14 protein-coding genes are annotated in these 18,508 nt (G+C 60.0%); 7 read left to right on the top strand and 7 right to left on the bottom strand.

From position 1 onward, the window contains the following. The first annotated feature begins 104 nt into the window (after positions 1 to 104). Both NKJ57_RS03840 and NKJ57_RS03835 read left to right on the top strand, forming a co-directional pair. Positions 105 to 1,109: a GlxA family transcriptional regulator gene (locus NKJ57_RS03840; RefSeq protein ID WP_352510576.1), complete on the top strand. Its 1,005-nt coding sequence runs from the start codon at positions 105 to 107 to the stop codon at positions 1,107 to 1,109. A gap of 397 nt (positions 1,110 to 1,506) precedes the next feature. After that, on the top strand, positions 1,507 to 3,279 hold the full coding sequence (locus tag NKJ57_RS03835) for an adenylate/guanylate cyclase domain-containing protein (protein WP_352510530.1): 1,773 nt from the start codon (positions 1,507 to 1,509) through the stop codon (positions 3,277 to 3,279). A 280-nt stretch (positions 3,280 to 3,559) separates the two neighbouring features. Here NKJ57_RS03835 and NKJ57_RS03830 read toward each other — a convergent pair whose 3' ends face one another. Beyond that, entirely contained in the window at positions 3,560 to 3,823 is a 264-nt protein-coding gene (locus NKJ57_RS03830; RefSeq protein ID WP_023829982.1) for a DUF1127 domain-containing protein, read from the bottom strand. 168 nt (positions 3,824 to 3,991) lie between these two features. Here NKJ57_RS03830 and NKJ57_RS03825 point away from each other — a divergent pair, with 168 nt between their 5' ends. Beyond that, entirely contained in the window at positions 3,992 to 4,786 is a 795-nt protein-coding gene (locus NKJ57_RS03825; protein ID WP_352510529.1) for a winged helix-turn-helix transcriptional regulator, read from the top strand. A 7-nt stretch (positions 4,787 to 4,793) separates the two neighbouring features. Here NKJ57_RS03825 and NKJ57_RS03820 read toward each other — a convergent pair whose 3' ends face one another. The 5 genes from NKJ57_RS03820 to NKJ57_RS03800 form a co-directional block, all read right to left on the bottom strand. Beyond that, complete coding sequence (locus tag NKJ57_RS03820; RefSeq protein WP_156932427.1) at positions 4,794 to 5,195, bottom strand: hypothetical protein; 402 nt, start codon at positions 5,193 to 5,195, stop codon at positions 4,794 to 4,796. Between the two features lie 202 nt (positions 5,196 to 5,397). After that, entirely contained in the window at positions 5,398 to 6,567 is a 1,170-nt protein-coding gene (locus NKJ57_RS03815) for a fasciclin domain-containing protein (RefSeq protein ID WP_023748212.1), read from the bottom strand. Between the two features lie 319 nt (positions 6,568 to 6,886). Beyond that, a complete protein-coding gene (locus NKJ57_RS03810) occupies positions 6,887 to 8,026 on the bottom strand; it encodes an ATP-grasp domain-containing protein (RefSeq protein ID WP_352510528.1) in 1,140 nt (379 codons plus the stop codon). Positions 8,027 to 8,052: 26 nt separating this feature from the next. Next, entirely contained in the window at positions 8,053 to 8,622 is a 570-nt protein-coding gene (locus NKJ57_RS03805) for an isochorismatase family protein (RefSeq protein WP_352510527.1), read from the bottom strand. Positions 8,623 to 8,712: 90 nt separating this feature from the next. Continuing rightward, on the bottom strand, positions 8,713 to 9,234 hold the full coding sequence (locus NKJ57_RS03800; protein WP_023756164.1) for a hypothetical protein: 522 nt from the start codon (positions 9,232 to 9,234) through the stop codon (positions 8,713 to 8,715). 585 nt (positions 9,235 to 9,819) lie between these two features. Between NKJ57_RS03800 and NKJ57_RS03795 the strand changes: the two genes are divergently transcribed. Beyond that, a complete protein-coding gene (locus NKJ57_RS03795) occupies positions 9,820 to 10,848 on the top strand; it encodes an endo-1,4-beta-xylanase (RefSeq protein ID WP_081731558.1) in 1,029 nt (342 codons plus the stop codon). Between the two features lie 19 nt (positions 10,849 to 10,867). Here the strand turns inward: NKJ57_RS03795 and NKJ57_RS03790 are convergent, their stop codons facing one another. Beyond that, positions 10,868 to 12,196 (bottom strand): nucleotide sugar dehydrogenase, encoded by a 1,329-nt coding sequence (locus NKJ57_RS03790; protein WP_031245008.1) that lies wholly within the window; start codon positions 12,194 to 12,196, stop codon positions 10,868 to 10,870. Between the two features lie 444 nt (positions 12,197 to 12,640). On the opposite strand from NKJ57_RS03790, the gene NKJ57_RS03785 reads away from it, so the two are divergent. Genes NKJ57_RS03785 through NKJ57_RS03775 form a run of 3 tightly spaced genes read left to right on the top strand, consistent with a single transcriptional unit; the run spans position 12,641 to position 17,783 of the window. Further along, complete coding sequence (locus tag NKJ57_RS03785) at positions 12,641 to 13,702, top strand: NAD-dependent epimerase/dehydratase family protein (RefSeq protein ID WP_081731572.1); 1,062 nt, start codon at positions 12,641 to 12,643, stop codon at positions 13,700 to 13,702. Then, the gene (locus NKJ57_RS03780; RefSeq protein ID WP_352510526.1) at positions 13,699 to 14,976 is read left to right on the top strand and encodes a glycosyltransferase family 2 protein; all 1,278 of its coding nucleotides are present in this window, start codon (positions 13,699 to 13,701) and stop codon (positions 14,974 to 14,976) included. The genes NKJ57_RS03785 and NKJ57_RS03780 overlap by 4 nt, the downstream gene beginning before the upstream one ends. Next, on the top strand, positions 14,973 to 17,783 hold the full coding sequence (locus NKJ57_RS03775) for a DUF3131 domain-containing protein (RefSeq protein ID WP_352510525.1): 2,811 nt from the start codon (positions 14,973 to 14,975) through the stop codon (positions 17,781 to 17,783). Before NKJ57_RS03780 ends, NKJ57_RS03775 begins: the two co-directional genes overlap by 4 nt. Positions 17,784 to 18,508 lie beyond the last annotated feature (725 nt).

Genomic DNA, 18,508 nt, shown 5'->3' with positions numbered 1-18,508 from the left:
CCTCGTTTTGACACACGCTAGCGCGGCGCGGGCACGGCCGCTAAAGTCGAAAATGCTGGAAAGCGGTCATTTCTGCCATGGTTGAACAGGCGAGACCATTGAAAGTGGCGATCCTTGCCGCTCCGGAGGCTACCGCCTCCACGATCTACGGCATGTTCGACTTGTTTTCCTCGCCCGGCAGGGATTTCCTGTTCATCACCAGCGGAGCCGCGGGCACGCCACGCATGCGGCCCTATGTGGTTGCCGGGGACGGCAGCCCGTTTCGCGCGGCAAACGGCATCTGGGTGCGCCCAGATCACAGCCTTGCCGATTGCCCGCCACCCGACATCGTCTGTATTCCAGATTTCTTCGTCAATCCGGGCGAAAGCGTTGCCGGGCAGTATGACGCCGAAGCCGCGTGGCTGAAGCGAGCGCATGACGACGGCGCCATGCTGGCCAGCGCATGTTCGGGCGCGGTGCTGCTCGGTGAGGCCGGGCTGCTCGACAATCGCGAGGCCACCATTCACTGGGGCTATGTCGAGACGCTCACGAACAACTATCCCGGCGTGAAGGTGAAGCCGGGCCAGTCGCTCGTGCTGAGCGGCGAGGCCCAGCGCATCGTCATGGCCGGGGGCGGCTCAAGCTGGCAGGATCTCGCCCTCTATCTGATCGCGCGCTTCGTCAGCCTCAGGGAGGCGATGGAGGTCGCCAAGGTCTACATGCTGCAGTGGCACGACATGGGCCAGCAGCCCTTCGCCGCGCTGATGCGCTTTCGCCAGACCAGCGACGCGGTGATCAACCGGTGCCAGAGATGGGCGGAACTCAACTATCGGACGCCGTCGCCCGTCGCCGCCATGACGAAGTTGTCAGGCCTGTCCGAGCGCTCCTTCGTGCGCCGCTTCGCCAGGGCTACGGACATGAAGGCGATCGACTACATCCACGCGCTCAGGCTCGAGCAGGCCAAGCAGATGCTGGAGACGGGCGATCTCCCGGTCGAAGCGGTGGCGAATGAAGTTGGCTACGAGGATGCGAGTTTTTTCGGGCGTCTCTTCCGCCGCAAGGTCGGGCTGACGCCGGCGCAATATCGCATTCGTTTCAGTGCTCTCCGGCGAGTTCTGAGCTGCGGTTGAATCTCGGCCGCCGCGGCGCGATACCCATATTCCGCTTCGCGCTTCAATTCGGCCATTGGGCCGAGCTCTGCCGCCGATTGAAGCGGACTCTGGTGGCTGGTGCGCGTAGGCAGGGGTGCCACGTTACAGCAAACCCACGTGTAGCGCCGGAGGGGATCGTGGCGCGCCCAGAACGAAAGCTTGTGGCGGTTTTGGCAGCAGAAATGACGGAAGCGCCGTAAGATTGCGGCAATCCTAGTGGCGGGTTCAGCCGTCTGGGGCGAACGACCAGGATTGTAGGCTCCTTCTCGCGGAAAGCCTGGCCATCCGCATCTCGGAATTCACCTATCGAACGTCGCCTTCGAAAACGGGATTCTGTAATCTGTGCTATGCCACTTAGTCGACAGGAGTGGGCAAAGTGAGCCAGACGCGGAAACTTGCGGCGATCCTGGTCGCCGACGTGGTCGGATATAGCCGGTTGGCGGGGTCGGACGAAGATCGAACGCTCGCGCGGCTACGGGCGCTCCGGAGCGATCTCATCAATCCGGCCATCGCTGTCCACAATGGGCGCGTTGTGAAGCTTATGGGTGACGGCACCCTCGTAGAGTTCCGGAGCGTTGTTGACGCCGTACGCTGTGCAATCGAAATGCAGAACGGCATGGTTGAGCGCAACGCTGGCTTACCGCCCGGGCGACGCATTGAATTTCGCGTCGGCATTCATCTCTGCGATGTTGTCGAGGAGAGCGACGGCGATCTGATGGGAGATGGTGTCAATATTGCCGCCCGTCTAGAAAGCATCGCTGAGCCGAACGGCATCTGTTTATCGGCCGCCGCTTACGAACAGGTGCGCGACAAACTGAAGGAAGAATTTGTCGATCTGGGCGAGAAAGAGCTCAAAAATATCGCACGCCCGGTGCGGACCTATTGTCTATGTATGCGCGACACAGTCCCAAAAACCGATCTGGCTGCGACTGCCGGGTCCTCCGAACAGCTGGCGCTGCCCGACAACCCTTCGATTGCTGTCCTGCCATTTCAGAACATGGGCGGCGACCCCGAACAGGAATACTTCGCCGACGGCCTTGCCGAAGACATTATTACTCGGCTGTCGCGTCTTCGTTGGCTCTTCGTGTCCGCCCGCAACTCTTTGTTCACCTACAAGGGAAAAGCGGTCGACTTAAAACAAGTCGGTCGAGAGCTTGGTGTGCGGTATGTGCTGGACGGAAGTGTAAGGCGCTCAGGTCATCGCCTCCGGATAAGCGCGCAAGTCAGTGACACATCGAACGGGGTCCAAGTGTGGGCTGAACGATACGATGTGGAATTGTCGGAATTCTTCGCGCTTCAGGATCAGATTGCCGAAAGTGTCATCGCTACGATCGAGCCGCGGCTCTACACGGCGGAACAGCAACGCTTTCAGAGCAGGTCCCCCACCAATCTTGACGCTTGGGGATTCGTCATGAAGGCGATGCCATATGTCTGGACCTGGAGTTCGGCTACGGAAATCGAGATTGCACAGGGATTTCTGAAGCAGGCTACGGACCTCGATCCTGACTATCCCCGCGCCAACAGCCTGTTGGCGTGGGCTCACGCGGCCCGCGTTTTGTCAGGATGGGCCAACGCAGCAGACATTCTGCCCACCTCTCGCGCCCTCGCGCAGCGGGCAATCCAAGGCGACCCCGAGGACCCGTGGACGCATTTAGCGGCAGGGTTTGTGCACATGATTTCGCGCGGCTTCGACTCTGCTGTGAGAGAACTAAATGAAGCGATCGAGCTAAACCCGAGCTTCGCCTTTGCGCATTCGATCCTGGGCTCAACTTACGGATATGGGGGCATGCCCGCCGAGGGGCTCGACCATCTTGAAATCGCGGGTAGGCTAAGTCCTCGCGATCACACATATGCTGCGAATTTCTCCATCCTTGGCTTATGTCATTTCATGGCTGGACGATATGCAGACGCGGTCGAATGCGAATGTCGAGCGGTTGAACTCCGGCCCCATTTTGGGTCTGCATGGCGGACGTACGCGGCGGCCGCTGGGATGGCCGGTGAAATGGACATCGCGGTTCATGCGCTTTCGCAGGCCAAGCGCCTTCAACCGTCCCTATCCCTTCAATGGGTAGACAAGTTTCATCCGATCGTTCACGACAAGCACCGGGCTCTCTATGTAGAGGGGCTGCGCATTGCCGGGCTTCGATAGTTGCGGATCGTGCCGTGCTCGTAACTCGCTATCGGACCTACTATACCGCACGAGTGTGCGCTCAGCGCCTCAACTCGGTTGTTAAAGCTTCGGTGGGTTTCTTCCAACAGCAGACGTTCCTCACGATGAATCCGAAGAGCCGGCCGACTACTTGGAAGTATGCATCCGAATCGCTTCGGCGCGCTAGATCTCTGAAACCAAGGCGCTACTGGGATGGCCCTGAGTTCGGCTGATCGATTGCCCCCGTCAAAACGGCTTCCGCTCCCGGGGCTCTCCCTTCTCACCAATTTCCCGTGCGGTTCTGCGCTGCACTCTGGAGCGCGCGAGAGGCGGACCTATCGAAGCTGTCGGCGCAGGCCGCTTCGACGTCCGCTTCGGTCAAGCCAACGTCCCGCAGAAGGAAGTTGGACAGGTGACCGAGCCCGCGCTCTATGTTGCGGCGGGTCCTCCACTCACGGACAAGGGCCAGCAGGCGTTCGAGCGGAGGGTCAAGAAAAGTGCCCGGCAAGCGCCGTGCGGTCTGGCCTATTGTCGTTTGCGTCATGTTACGCCAAGTCATGGTGAACCTCCGTTGATCGGGGATGCGAATGACGATCACGTGACGGCAGAAGGCGAGAAGGCACCAGGGCAGCTTCGGAAGCGTTCCGCTTCAGATTGTGAACTGGCCTCAGACCTCCGCAAGGCCTAACCTGCGGCAAAGGAGCGGTCAGCCATGACGCGACGGCCTTACGGACTGGTCTGCCCGATCTCGCACGCCTGCGAGTTCCTGGAGCCACGCTGGACAATCCAAATCCTGACCGAGCTCTGGAACGGCTCGACCCGCTTTAATGACATTCGCAAGGGGGTGGGCAACGTCTCGTCCGCCCTCTTGTCGAGGCGGCTCAAGGAAATGGAAGCGTTGGGCCTGGTCGAGCGCGTCGAGGACGAGGCGACGGGCACCATCAGCTATTTCCGTATCGAAAAGTCGATAAGGCTCGAGCCGGCGATGAACGCGCTGGCGGAATGGGCGCAATGCAACATCGAGGCGGAGATCGCGCTCGCCGACGTGGATGTTTCGACCCTCATGTGGGCCGTGCGGCGAAAGATTGACCTCGCTGAACTGCCGCGGCGGCGCGCCGTCATCCGCTTCCATTTCCGCGACGATCCCCCACCGAAGTGTCCCCATTACTGGTTTGTGGTCGAGCCAGGCTCAGACTTGCCCGAGCTATGCTCGCTCGACCCCCGCCGGGACGTCGATCTTTACGTTGAGACCGGCGTTGTTTCACTGGGAGCCATCCTGGAGGGCCGCTCCAGCATCGAGCGTGAGAAAGAGAGGGGCGGCCTTTTCCTCATCGGCGACCCCGGCCTCGCGCGAAGCATGGACCGCGAATCTCGGTCTACGCGGCGCTTGAGGGAATCGTCCAGCTTCCTTGAAAGCCATGTTTGGAGTGCAGCCTTATGCAACCCGCCCAGGACGACAAAGCCATTTGGCTGGCCTCAAAAGCTATGGTGCAATCGTCCGTGTTGATTGCTGCTCACTGAAAGCCGCCAGTCCGCATTCGACCCAGAGTCGCCAGTCTGCAATGCGCCTCATTTCGGCCAGAAGGTCGACATTTGCCGCGTCCAAAAGCGTACATCGTGATGATCGGCGTGACGGTCTGTCTGCGCCAAGCGACCGTCAGAACGCTGCTTGAGAAGAGGTACGGAATCACATCAAATATCCGTGCCTTCAGTCCGATCTCCCGGCTCTGCTGGATCAGCAAATGCCCTGCAGATCGCTCTCCCGCGCTTTGGCTCCAGACAGGCCGCCGGAGGTAATGATCCTCGGCCCCGCGCTTTTGGCTAGTATTTGATAACGAAAAACCCGCTTCGGCGGCTTTTTTACTCAATATCGTTTTTTTAGTCCAGCGCGCTTCGGTGTACTCAGCAAATTTCACTGTTTCGTTTCGGGTGGCGTCTTAGCTGGTCTAAATGAGTGGTAAATCGCGCCGAAAATAATCCCCACTGCTATCCCAACAAAAATTATTAGCAACGCTCCACCAGTGGTGTTTGGCGCAATGATCGTCATCGCAATGAGCCCAAGCACCAATCCCACCACTCCGGACACACCGAACCCGGCTATGAAATCTAGGAAGGGCGTCACTTCACACCGACGACTGAAAAGATCAGGGACCCGTAGTGATCCGCCCACTCGCGAGCTGTTGCGATCAAGCTTCTATCGAACGTTCCCGATCTCCAAAGCTCGGGCCTGTTTTCAATTTCCACTACCCACCGGTGCATGATGTCACTTGCCATCTTGTATTCGGTCACTGTTGAAAGGTCGGCTTTAAGAACCACAGCACCAGGCTTTCCGATTTGCGTCGGCGGTGCCCACGCAATCAGAAAAGGCCCGTCGCCGTCGACAGCAACGCCGCTTGCAACTGCATCGCGGACTGCCTTTTGCGAAACAGCTAGTCCATAATCCTGAAGGGCTTCGTCGCAGGTCCTGGTTATGTTCGCCTTGGTTGCGGCCTTTGCATGCTCGGCGCTGTCCATCGGCCATACCGTTACCATTTGGGCCGCTGTAGGGACGACGAGCGACGACGACGGCAGGACGGCATTCACAAACGCCTCGCACAGCATCTTTTGCCGTTCCTGGTCGTAGGTGGTAACTTTCGATTTGAATGCCAGAATCCCATAAGCCGCGAAATTAGTGGGTGGATATTCGTTCGGTCCGGCAAAGATCCTAGAGGCGTGAATTTCGTGAGAGGTGTCTGGAGCGCCGGGCGAAAGTACTTTGTCGACCGCGTAGACCAAGCCGTTCGTCTGTTTCACGTCGCTGGCAACGAGACTGGCGATGTCGCCAAATTGGTCCGTTACAGAAATATTGCTTCCTGCCGCCCGAAAAGTGAGAGAGCATCCCCCGATTGTGTCGACCGAGTAGGCTCCGTTGTTCGCGGCTATCTCAGCGAGGATCGCGTCGGTACTCAGATCTCCGGAAATCACATGACACTTTAGGATTTTGGAGAGTTCGTTTTTAGCTTCGGGCGCAAGAAGAACCTGCACTGCACCTTGCTGCAATCTTGCAAATGCAGCGTCTGTCGGCGCGAGAACAGTGAACGGGCCTTTACCCTCCAACGTCTCAACCAGCCCGGCCGCTTTCACAGCTGCTACAAGGGTGGTGTAGTCCTTGGAAAGAGCGGCATTCTGGATGATATTGTTGTCGGAAGTCGTCTGGGCGCGTGCTACCGCCGTCTCAACCGTCTGGGCGTTTCCGACCGCCACCTGACTTATCAGGATGCACACTGCAAAAATCAGTCGACGCTTCATGCCAAACTCCGCCCAGCGAGAGCGAATTTATCATAACCATCAGTTTTGATAAGTGACCTTGGCTATTTGCCCAAGGCGCAGTTCTTTGGACGTTTGGCCTTACGATTGCGTCACCAATGAAACTGCGGGAGGCGGTGACATCACTGCTGCAATGCGCGCCAAGGAGTTTCGACGCGAGTTTAGGGGCCGCGAACGGCCCCGTCTGAGGATCATCATACCGCAAGCTGCCTGTTCGCTCTCTGCCAGACAGGACGTTCGGCACGCCGACTCTTGATCTCGGCTTCGAGGCGCATTTCAGACATTCAGTCAGGATGTCGGTTTAGGGGCCGTTAACGGCCTGGCAGCTTTCAGGATGACTGGCAAGAAAGCCGACCGTTGCGTCCAGCCTAGTGCAGACCGCTTTGCGCCAGAAGCGGCCCTCGCTCACATCGGGCCGGCCCAAATTGTCTGCGGTCACTCGCGTTGCACTGAGGAAAGAGAGCCTGCTAGTAAGATTCCGGCCGCCGGGCGGTACCGAAGTGCCGGGGTGCTCGACGGATGAGACTGGGGACGCAAGGCAATGGCTACCGGTAGGATCTCCGACATCGTCCTTATGGACGGCATCGGGCTTTCGAGCGCTATCAAATCGAAGCAAGTTTCTTGCGTCGAGGTGATGACCGCTTATCTCGACCGCATCTACGCATTCAACCCGCGCGTGAACGCCATCATCTCCATGCCGCCGCGCGAAACGCTGCTGGCAGAGGCCAGGGAGCGCGACGCGCAGCTCGCGCGCGGCCACATTCTCGACCCGCTCGAAGCAGATGCCGGCGCCCTTGCCGGCACGATAGAGCGAACGATAGAACGCCAGCGCCTTGAGCTTGCCGTCACGGGCCACCGCATAGGCGCTGATCTCCTCGCCGGCAATGAAACGCTGCGCCACCCACGGCATTTCCGGCGAAGGGCTGATGGCGTCGAGTTCTTCAGGTGACGGGCGCAGCAGGACATGGCTGGCAAAACGCGACCAGACCGGCTTGAACACCAGCTCGCGCGACCGGTCGTGCACAGCCTGCAGATCGTGGGTGCTCTGCAGCAGCGTCGTTTTCGGCACGGCGAGGCCGAGGCTTTCAACCAGCCGGATGAAGGCGTGCTTGTCGTGGACCCGGGCGAGCAGATCCATGTCAGGCGCAAACAGGCGGGCAGTCATGGCGCGGTCGCGCCAGAGCTGGCCGAGATAGAAAACCTCCTCGCAGGTCGGGATGACGAGGACGACGCCCTCGCTGCGTACCAGCGCTTCCACCGCCTCGGCATAGGCATCGGGCGCAAAACGAGGCGGCGGCAGGCGGCGATAAAGCGCGCATGCCGTGCTCGCCGCAGCGATCGGATGTGCCGGGCTGTCGGCCAGGATCACTCGCCGCCCGGCGCCGTGCAGCAGCCGCGCCAGATGCAACGCCACCGGCGCCCGGGCTCCGGTGATCAGCACGGTGCTATTTGCATGCGGCACCGACATCACAGCGGAGCGAGGATCAAACGCCGGTCAAGGATTTTGTCGTCACCAGCGTCACACCGGCGCTGGCGAAAATCGGCATTATGCCGGGCGATGATCTGCGCGGCCGTCTCACTGGGGCTGTCCAGCGTGCTGTGGGCGTCGGACACCACGGTGACGCCGAGCCCGCGAGCAAAGGCGCCCTTCACGGTGGCCGCAACACAATAGTCGCTCTGCGCGCCGATGAGCACGACCTCACCCGCGCCCTGCCCTGCAACCCATTCGCCAAGTGCGGCATTGCTGAAGGCGTCGCCGACATTCTTGGCGAAGGTCGGCTCGCTGTCGGCCTGGCCGAGTGCCGGCCACACCGGCCAGCCCGGCGCGCCGGGCGCCAGCGGGTCTCCCGCCGGTCCATCATGCCTGATGAAAGCGATCTTGCGCCCGCCGCGGCGTGCCCATTCCAACAGCGCCTGGACACGCGCGGCGATGCCCGCCGCATCATGGATCGGCGGCTCGGCGATGCCGTCGAACATGCCGGTCTGGAGATCGATGACGATGAGCGGCGCGGTGGATGCAGGTGCTGGTTTTGACATGGCCGCGACCATAGCGCGGGTGACAGGCGGGTCAAGGATTTCAGGATGCAGGCACTCCCGGACGCGAGCTGCCGGCGCCGTCGGTATCGGCTACGAGCTGCGCGGGTCGGGTCTGCACTGCGGGACCGCCTTGGTAGTGTTGATCAACCGGGTGCGCACTACGGATGGCTGCCGAAGGTTCTGCCAATAGGCTCCGGCCCCCTTCATCTCGCGCCCCGCGCCGCCGCCGATCATGCCGTCCGCCCCGACGAGCATCGTCACGACCTTGATCCCGCAGGCGAGGTTGCGGTTGGGATCGGTGATGTCGACCTCCGACTTGAAGCCGCATCTGTATCTCTCTTCATCTGCCAGCGACAGCTGCAGCAGCCCGATGGAATATTGGCCCTGATCCGCTTCCCAAAAGGCCGCCGAGGTATTGTTTACGGACTCTTCAGCGGCCAGGTCAGCAATCATCGTGCGCCAGAAAACCGCCCGCCCGTTTCTGTCTTGCAGCATGTAGCCGGGGCAGAAAGTTGCGATGTCGGAGGGTTCCAGCGCAGTCAAGGGTGTGTCTGCATTGATCAGCGCCGTCACCTTGCGGGTGACTATCTTGTTGTCGAGCTGCTTTTCCACCGCGCCTTGCCCGTCAAGGCACTTTTTGGCGAACGCCTGTGCCTGGGGCTGGGTCGTGTGGCCTCGAGCCCGCCATTGCGCGGTGCAGGATGGCTGGGCTCCGGCCGGAGGAGCCGCCGGCGCCGGGGGAACCGCAGGGGATGGGGGAGCGGCCTTGGATGGGGGAACCGCCGGGACGGCGCTTTCAATGACGCGCGGGTTCGCGCAGCCCTCGACCAGGCACGCCAGAGCGCCAGACACCGCAATTGCCTGCAACAGTCTCGATCGCAAAAAGCCAATCAGCGGCGCTGACCCGTACACGAACACCCCCTCCCGGCCACCGGTTGCGCTTGCCACGACCTGCACAGTCTTGTTGGCGTCAACTTGGCAGATCGGTATCCGTATGTCACCCCGATGCCGCCGGTTGTGGTAAAGGCACCGGCAACGCGTCCGTCGGGCAGGCGCACGATAGCCGTGACGACCGTGCCGTAGGCGCCGCGCCAGACGCTATGGAAGCCTTGATGCGTGTGGGGCGCCACGACAGCCGAACTGGAACGCGCAAGACGCTGTCGACCGCTACAACTGCCCGCACACTTAGTAGAAACAATGGAACAAGATGATATCAAATGGGGCTTGGCAACAGCATATCCCTCCCTTGCGGAATTGGGCAAAAATAGCGGTTTGGAGATAGGTTGTGCCTTTTCCGGAAATGTCGACGCGCGGTATCGTCGATTGCTTGCTCATCATTCCCGACTAATCGTCCCGGAATGGCAACTGAAACCACGATTTGTGCGACCGAGGCGGACCTCGACGTATAATTTCGAACCCTGTAACGCGATTGCAAATTTTGCTGGCTCGAACAACATGGCGTTCCACGGCCATACGCTGTTCTGGCACCAAGAGCCGATCCGCTGGGCGCAAAGTGAAAAATTCGATCGGGTGAAGCACAATTATGGCGGCTTCATCCGTGATGTCATGCAACACTACCCCCAGGCGGTCTCGTGGGATGTTTTCAACGAGATTGTCGGCGAGCAGGCGCCGTTGCGCGACGAGTTCTTCATCCAGCCATTCGGCCTGCAGTTCATCGACTACTGTCTGCGCCTCGCGCACGAATGTGCCCCGGCCGCCCGCCTCGCCATCAACGACTACAATCTGGAATGCGCCACCGACTGGTCGCATGCCAAGCAAGACAACATGTTGCGGCTGATCGTGCAGATCAAGGCCATGGGCAGCCCGCTGCATGCGATCGGCATCCAGGGCCACCTGTCGTCGATCCACAAAGCGTCGGCTGAATCGACCGTGCGCTTCATCGACCGGCTAGCGGATCTCGGTCTCGATGTCTTCATTTCGGAACTCGACGTCAACGACTCCACCATGCCCGTCGACACTGCGGTTCGTGACAATGCGGTCGCAGCCTACTACGAAGACTTTCTGACGGTGGTTCTCAGCAGACGATCGGTCAAGCGCCTGGTGTTCTGGGGCATCTCGGATTTCGACAATTGGGTGGTCCGGCGCCAGACACGGGAAAGGCGCCGATCCGGTAAGGCTCGCCCTGCCTTGTTCGATGACGGGCTTCAGCCAAAGCCGGCTTTTGACGCCGTGGTGCGGGCGTTGCAGGGTGCGCCACGGCGTTGACCCTGCCCTGCCCGAAATCCTACGCTTTAACCACCCGGTCGCAGACTATGCCATTGCGCTGCATGGCGTTTCGCGTGTCGATGATGAGCCTCGAATGGTTGGCCAGCAAGCCGTAGTCAATATCGTCGTGATCAGTCACGATGACCACGGCGTCGTAAGCGCCGATGGAATCACGGCTTAACTTGATGCAATCCTTGCCGGCAAGCGTCGGGTGCTTGCGCGTCTTTGGAATGCGCGCCACGTGCGGGTCGTGATAGGCGATGTCCGCGGCTCTTGTTTCCAGCAACTCGATGAGCTTGAGCGCCGGACTTTCACGCACGTCGGAAACATTCTTCTTGTAGGCGACGCCGACGATGAGAATGGATGCCTGGCTGAGTGGAAGACCAAGCTGCGTATCCAGTGCCTCCGACAGCTTCGACATGACATAGTGCGGCATCGACACGTTGATCTCGCCGGCCAGTTCGATGAATTTTGTCGACACCTCGAACTCCCGGGACTTCCACGTCAGATAGAACGGGTCGATAGGGATACAGTGCCCGCCAAGCCCCGGTCCCGGGTAGAATGGCATGTAGCCGAAGGGCTTGGTCTTGGCTGCCTCGATCACCTCCCAGATATCGATGCCCATTGCGGCATAAATGACCTTGAGTTCGTTGACCAACGCGATGTTCACCGCGCGGAAGATGTTTTCGGTCAGCTTGACCACCTCCGCGACCTTGATGGAGGACACCGGCACAACCTTGTCGACGATGGCACCATAGAACTGCGCCACCAGCCTGGCCGCGATCGCGCCATCGCCCGCAACGACCTTGGGGATGGTCGCGGTTTCGAAGCCGACGCTGCCTGGGTCCTCGCGCTCCGGCGAATAGCCGAGGAAGAAATCACGCCCGGACCGGTACCCGCCGGCTTCCAGAATAGGCTTCATCACCTCGTCGGTCGTGCCGGGATAGGTGGTGGATTCAAGTACGATCAACTGGTCCTTGCGCAGATAGTCAGCAATTGCGCGCGTCGTGTTCTCGACGAAGGAAAGATCGGGTTCGCGCTGCTTGGTCAGCGGCGTCGGAACGCATATGGAAATGACATCGCATTCGGCAAAGCTGGCGAAGTCGCATGTCGGCGTAAACGAGCCTTCGGCCATGATCGACTGCAGCGTTTCGTCGCTGACCGCGCCAATGTAGGAGCGGCCTGTTTTCAGTTTCTCGACCTTGCTGTGGTCGACGTCGAATCCGATGACCTTGAAGCCGGCGCGCGCTGTGACAGCGGCCAGTGGCAGGCCGACATAACCAAGCCCGACAACACCGATTGTCGCCGTGCGGTTTTCCAGTCTGGAAAGAAGCAAGGCACCGCGCATCTTGTCCGTATGAATGTTCAATTGCGCCTCCAAAGATGCAAGGCGAGGACGTTCGCGCTGCAATCTCAACAACTTGAGAGCCGCGAATTGCGTCTCCCGCCTTGAGACAGAGCGCAACCTTTGTGCCAATCCGTATTTATCCGGCAAAATTCCGCATTCAAACGGCCCAGGAGGTGAGAAAGACGGGATTCCGGCTGCTGCTGAGCATTGAAAATGTCAAGAGCAAGAGATGTGCCAAAATCATACATCTTTGTTGCGTAATAGCTCATATAGCAAATTGTGTCCCAAAAAATCCAATGATTACAATAGGATAGTTAACCACTCCCGTTAGTCATATCGTTAACAATTAGTTGCATTTGCCTGTGGAAAAGTTGTTTCGATACCTGGGGCGCACAATGAGGGGGTGCGGTTGTCCTTCGTCTTCAATGCAGGAGTGTCGCCATTATGGGTACATACATCAGAGAAGTCAGATGCCTGATAGCGGGAGGTGCAGGGTTCGTCGGAACGAACCTCGCGCGCAGTCTGCTTGAGAATGGCGCTACCGTGGATTGCGTCGACAATTTTTCGACAGGCCGCAAGGCCAATGTGACGGATCTTGCCCGATATCCGAACTTCAACTTCATCAAGCTCGATGTGACGGATACGGCATCCTGCGACCGCTTGCTGCGGCGCCGCTACAGTCACGTCTACAACCTTGCCTGCCCGACCGGCGTACCCAATATTGCGTTGCTCGGCGAAGAAATGCTCATGACATCTTCGATTGGCGCATTGAACCTGCTCAAGGTCGCACGCCGGTCAAAGGCCAGCTACCTCTTCGCCAGCACCGCAGAGGTTTATGGCGACCCAGAAATCTTTCCGCAGCCGGAAAGCTATGTCGGCAAGGTCGATCCTGTCGGCCCGCGCAGCCCCTATGAGGAAGGCAAGCGCTTCGGCGAAGCCCTCGCTCACTTCTGGGCCCAGAAGTACGATGTCGATGTCCGCATTGTGCGTATCTTCAACACCTACGGTGCAGCAATGTCGCCCGATGACCAGCGGGTTATCCCGCAGATGCTGTCGCGGCTGATTGCCGGCAAGCCGGTGCCGATCTATGGCGACGGCGCCCAGACCCGGACCTTCCTCCATGTCGACGATTTGGTCGACGGCCTGGTCACCGTCATGGAAAAAGGCAAGAAAGGCGAAGTCTACAACATTGGCGGCGATACGCAGATCACCATCTGCGACTTGTTCGAGCTGGTGAAGACGGCAACCGGCCTCGCGGGCAAGGCACAGTTCAAGAAACACTTCATTGCCGATCATCGCGGCCGGTGCCCCGACACCGCAAAAGTACGGGCGCTGGGATGGCGCCCGCAGGTCTCGCTCGCCGACGGCATTCGCCAGAGCCATCGCGATCTGCTGGCATCGATCAACGCTCATCCGCCCTGCAGCAACGGCGCGGTGACCAGTCAGCTTTTGGGACGTCGAATTTCCGCAGGACTCGATCCCGATCTGCGACCGGCCCTGACATGAACGAGGTCGCGGCGGCCAACATAGCCATGATAGTGCTCAGCGCTTCGCTGGGCATCAACATCATCTTCTGGTGCACGATCGGCGTCATCAGGTTCGTGAGCGAATTCGGATCGCGAAATGCCACGGGCGCACTGCCGAGTGTCCGCCTCGCCGATGTAGCCGTCGTCATTCCCGCGCACAATGAAGCGATCGCCCTGCCGAAATGCATCGCAGCGCTGAAGCAGATCATTCCGGCCAGACAAATCTACGTGGCCAGTGACGGTTCCCGCGACGCCACAGTGGCGATTGCTCGCGCTGCCGGCTGCAGGGCTCTCGACATCCAGCCCAATGGCGGCAAGGCCAAGGCCATCGACCAGGCGATACGGCACTACCGTCTTTGCGATCGATACAAGGCCGTGCTGATCCAGGACGCGGATTCCGAAATCGATCAGCATTATTTCCGCCACGCACTGCCATTGTTCGACGATCCCGGTGTGGCGGCAGTTGCAGGCCATGTCCTGTCGCGCTGGCGCGACCACCGCTGGCCAAGCATTGACATGCTGTTTGCGGCCTACCGGACGCGGCTCTATCGGATTCTGCAGACAGCATTTCAATACGGACAGTCCTGGAAATGGACCAATGTCACCTATATCGCGCCGGGCTTTGCCAGCATGTATCGCACCGACGCGCTGCGCTTCATCGATATCACCGCGCCCGGACTTGTCATCGAGGATTTCAATATGACCTTCGAGGTCCAGCACAAGCGGCTGGGGCGTGTTGCCTACTCGCCACTGGCCCGCTGCTCTTCCGAAGACCCCTTCACACTAAACGACTATCGCAAGCAAGTTCAGCGCTGGTACCTCGGCTTCTGGCAGACCGTATGGCGCCACGGGATCTGGCCAAGCCGGTTCTGGCTGTCGCTGGGCGGACTGCTGACGGAGTTGATGGTCATCTCATTGTTTGCGCTGGCACTGCCTTTCGCCGCGATCTTCTATCTCGCAACGGGTATCGAGATTCCGGCCATCTCGCTCAATGAATTGGCTGTGCATCCGGTGTCTCCACTCGGCCTGCTGGCCCTGTTCCTTGCGGTCGACTACTCGCTCACCTTCGTCGTCGCCGTCATTGAGTGCCGTCCAAGTCTGCTTGTTTATGGCCTTGCATTTCCATTCATCCGGCTGCTCGACGCTGCTCTTTTCCTGCGCGCGCTGCTCAAGTCGCTTTCCGCAAAATCGGACGGCCGCTGGATCAGTCCGGAACGATACGTGCCAGTCGTCCTCGACGGGAGGAAAACATGAACATAACCCGACGGACTGCCCTTCTTGGTGGTCTTGCGATGCCGCTGCTCGCATTCGCGGGCAAAGGCATTTCGCGGGCCGCGACCGCCGAGACATTGCCCAACCCGCTGATCGTCGCCATCAGCGGACTTGATGCCACGGCAAAGCCGGCCCGGCTCGCAGCACTTACCGATGCGTTCCTGGCCCGCAAGGTGCCGATCCTGGTCACCATCGCGCCCGTCGATGCCACTGGTGCTTTGCTCGATTACAATTCCGACGTGGCCAAATGGCTGCGCCAGACGATCCTGCTCAATACGGGCGGGATCGAATTCGGCGCGCACACGGACACCATCACTTCTGCGGATCCCTATTTCCAGGCGCGGCAGGCCAGCGACATCCAGGCCGCCTTTTCCTATCTGGCCAACGAGTACCAGAGATATCAGTCGAAGGCGGTCATCACGGCTTTGACAATGACAACCAATTCGCCGTTGCGGTCGCACCAGGACGCCTCGTCGCTGCGCGCGGCCGGTATCCGTTCGCTGATCAGGCTGCGTGGCGGGCTCGAGGACAAGGTCGGGCTGCAGCCGGTTGATGGCGGCTACTGGAGCACCGACACCAACCTGGTCAATGTCTTCGCTTCCGCCCTGACCTCGACCAGGCCGGCGGCCGCGAGTTCAGGCCCGATGGATGTGCCGACCCTCGGCGCCAACATTGCCGGCCTGACCGACCGCAAAAATCCGATCATTGTCGATATCCCGTTTGCGGCACTGGCAGGCCTCAGCGACGGCGATCTGGCCGGTTATGGGGCGACCGTCGCACAGGCGGCGGTCGATGCCATCGCGAGCGGCAAGGTGCGGAGCATTCTGCCGCAAAAACTCTACGTCCAGAGCAAGCAGACCAACCGCCTCATCGTCGTCCGGGTCGATGATCTCCGCGTCGACCGCGACACCGACCCGAGCCATATGGCTTTTGTCTACGATTTGATCGAGTCCGGCTATCCCGTCACCGATGCGATCATCCCCGCGCCGCGGTCGGGCCGTTTGTCCACGGATGAAAAAATCAAGGCCTTTCTGCGCGCCATGCTGCCGGAAAAGCACTACGATATCGCCGCACATGGCTGGAACCATACGCCACAGGAACTGCTCGGCAATTCGTCGCAAAAGGACTTCGACCTGATCAGGGACGGTATCAGCGAGGTCTATCGCTCCACGGGCAAGTTCCCGACTTCCTACATCCCGCCCAACGACGCCTTCGACGACAACACGCTGAATGCTGTGGCTGCCACCGGCACGCCCGTTTTCAGCGCCGAGAAGGGCGATCTGCGCTGGTTCAGCGGGATCGACAGGCGTGGCATCCTGCACGTCTCCAACACCATGAAATTCGAGAAAGCCTGGACCCCCGACCTCCCCTATTTCACCAGGCAGCAGGTGCTCGACTATTTTGGCACCCACAACGATGCGGTGTTCTGCATCCATCCGCAGACTGCCAACACGCCGGAAAAGCAGGCGCTGGTCCTCGACATGCTGGCCGAGCTTTCCAGTCAGCCCGGCACGAAACTCGTCAACTTCGACGAATATTGTCGCGCCGTCAGTCCGGCGATGCCGAAGGTCGATCGCATTCGCAGCGCGCGCGCCGATGTGTCGGTGCGCGACTGGATCAAACCGGATCCGTATCCGCTGGACGACGGCGTGCTGAAAGCAGATGCGGCACTGGCCTGGAGCTATTTCGACTGGGGCGCGAAGAATTACAACGGCATGGTTCCGGCCACGTCATGGATCGAGTTCGGCAAGCAGACGGGCTACCCGTTCACGACGATGTGGGATGTCGGATCGTACATCCTCGCCGCCTTGTCGGCCGAGCGTCTCGGCATCATCGGCCAAACCGAATTCGAGACGACCGTCAGCCGGATCATTGCTTTCCTGGGCGAAACCAGCTTCCGTTATGCAGGCGGAAAACTGCCGCACACCGAGCGCGCCTTGAAGTCGCAAGCTGGCCAGCGCGACGGCTTCGACAGCGCCGACACCGGACGCTTGCTGATCGCTCTGAAGATCCTCGACAACTACACGTCCGGCACGTTCCCTGTTTTCGACCTTGTGTCGGGTTGGTCGTTCAAGCCCGTACTCAAGGGCGGCGAAATGCATGTCGTCAGCGACAAGGGCCGCATTTCGTCCGCGCATGCGAACAGCTATGCCGGCTATGCCGGCCGCGGCTACAGCATGTGGGGCGAAGAGCTCAAGCCGGTCTTCGATACAGCCCATCCGGACCGCAACATGGACGAGGCCGTTGTTGCGCTGGGGGAAATCCAGCGCCGCGGGCGGATCGCCACCGAACCTCACGTCACCGAGGAGATCGAGCTGGGCGGTTCACCGCACGGCCGCCTGATGGCCGACATCCTCTACGCCGCCCAGCTCAAGCGCTATCGTGAGACCGGCATTGTCACCTGCGTCTCGGAAAGCGCCATGGTCGGCCCACCCTATTTTACCTATCAGGGGTATCAGTTGACCGACATTGGCGGCAATTTCACGGTCGACACGATGAAAACCTCGGCCCCGGACAAGGCGGCAAAACTGGCTGATTCCCTGCGTCTGGTCAGCGCCAAGGGCGCCTATCTCTGGCACGCGTCACGCCCCGGTGATTATTCGACCATCCTGGTCGACCTGGTCAGGGATCGAGCGAAAATGCCGGGCATGGGCTTCTCCTCCGGCATTTCGGAAAAGACAGGCAAGGCCATCCGGGTCAGCGACGTCAACACCAACGGCATCATCCTCGAATCCGTCGCCTATATTCTTGGTGGGCGAAAACCACTCCTGCTCTCGGAAGAGGCATGAGCAATTCCAACAAAGCTTGAAGCGGTTTGTACGGATTGTGTAGCATGGGCTTCCGCCGGGAGCGATTGCGGAGATGCGCGTTGCGGCGCTGGCCCCTGCGATCGTCTCGGTCATGTAAGTAGAGCCGCGTTTAAGTAGAGCCGCGTTCTCCGCGAGCCTCGCGCCGGGAATCGCTCGAATTTCTCGTTAGTGCAGAGTTTCCGGCGCGCGCGAGAAGTACGATAGCTGCTGAGACCGAAGCCAGCGGGCAAAGGCTTGGAGCAACCAGGAAGGCCCTGGCGTGAATAAACGGGCGACCGCTGGATTGGGTTCCCTTGGTGAATGGTGGCTCGCTCCGCGCAAGGCGCGAGCGGACCAAGATATGAGGGCATATCTCGGTCAGCACCCGGGACCGTCGACGAACTCGCTGCGTGCACCGCGGTTGACCTTTGACCTTTGGCACACGCTATTCCGATCCACCTTTGCAGCAATGAATGGATCTCGCCGCTTCGCTTATCGACAGTCTTGATGACGGCCGTCCTGGAAACAGGGATGATGCCGGATGCACTTCTGTCTGCGCCGGCAGATTTTCGAATGGCACGCTCATCTCGCCCGCCAAGCCTCCCGGCGCTTAACCCTGTTTGTGGCCTCTTGTTGGCCTTGGTCCTGATTGAGTTCCGGACTGCATTTTATGCGACTTCAGGTGGGTGTGCCCACCGAATTTTAGTCTTGGCGGCTAGAATAGT

The organism is Mesorhizobium sp. M0077 (assembly GCF_040322955.1).
Lineage (GTDB): Bacteria > Pseudomonadota > Alphaproteobacteria > Rhizobiales > Rhizobiaceae > Mesorhizobium.
This window is presented reverse-complemented; position numbering and strand designations above follow the sequence as displayed.

Coding starts and splice junctions, on each gene's coding strand:
- NKJ57_RS03825 (WP_352510529.1), top strand. CDS start 3,992: ATGACGCGACGGCCTTACGGACTGGTCTGCCCGATCTCGCACGCCTGC.
- NKJ57_RS03775 (WP_352510525.1), top strand. CDS start 14,973: ATGAACATAACCCGACGGACTGCCCTTCTTGGTGGTCTTGCGATGCCG.
- NKJ57_RS03780 (WP_352510526.1), top strand. CDS start 13,699: ATGAACGAGGTCGCGGCGGCCAACATAGCCATGATAGTGCTCAGCGCT.
- NKJ57_RS03785 (WP_081731572.1), top strand. CDS start 12,641: ATGGGTACATACATCAGAGAAGTCAGATGCCTGATAGCGGGAGGTGCA.
- NKJ57_RS03830 (WP_023829982.1), bottom strand. CDS start 3,823: ATGACGCAAACGACAATAGGCCAGACCGCACGGCGCTTGCCGGGCACT.
- NKJ57_RS03815 (WP_023748212.1), bottom strand. CDS start 6,567: ATGAAGCGTCGACTGATTTTTGCAGTGTGCATCCTGATAAGTCAGGTG.
- NKJ57_RS03795 (WP_081731558.1), top strand. CDS start 9,820: ATGGAACAAGATGATATCAAATGGGGCTTGGCAACAGCATATCCCTCC.
- NKJ57_RS03805 (WP_352510527.1), bottom strand. CDS start 8,622: ATGTCAAAACCAGCACCTGCATCCACCGCGCCGCTCATCGTCATCGAT.
- NKJ57_RS03790 (WP_031245008.1), bottom strand. CDS start 12,196: ATGCGCGGTGCCTTGCTTCTTTCCAGACTGGAAAACCGCACGGCGACA.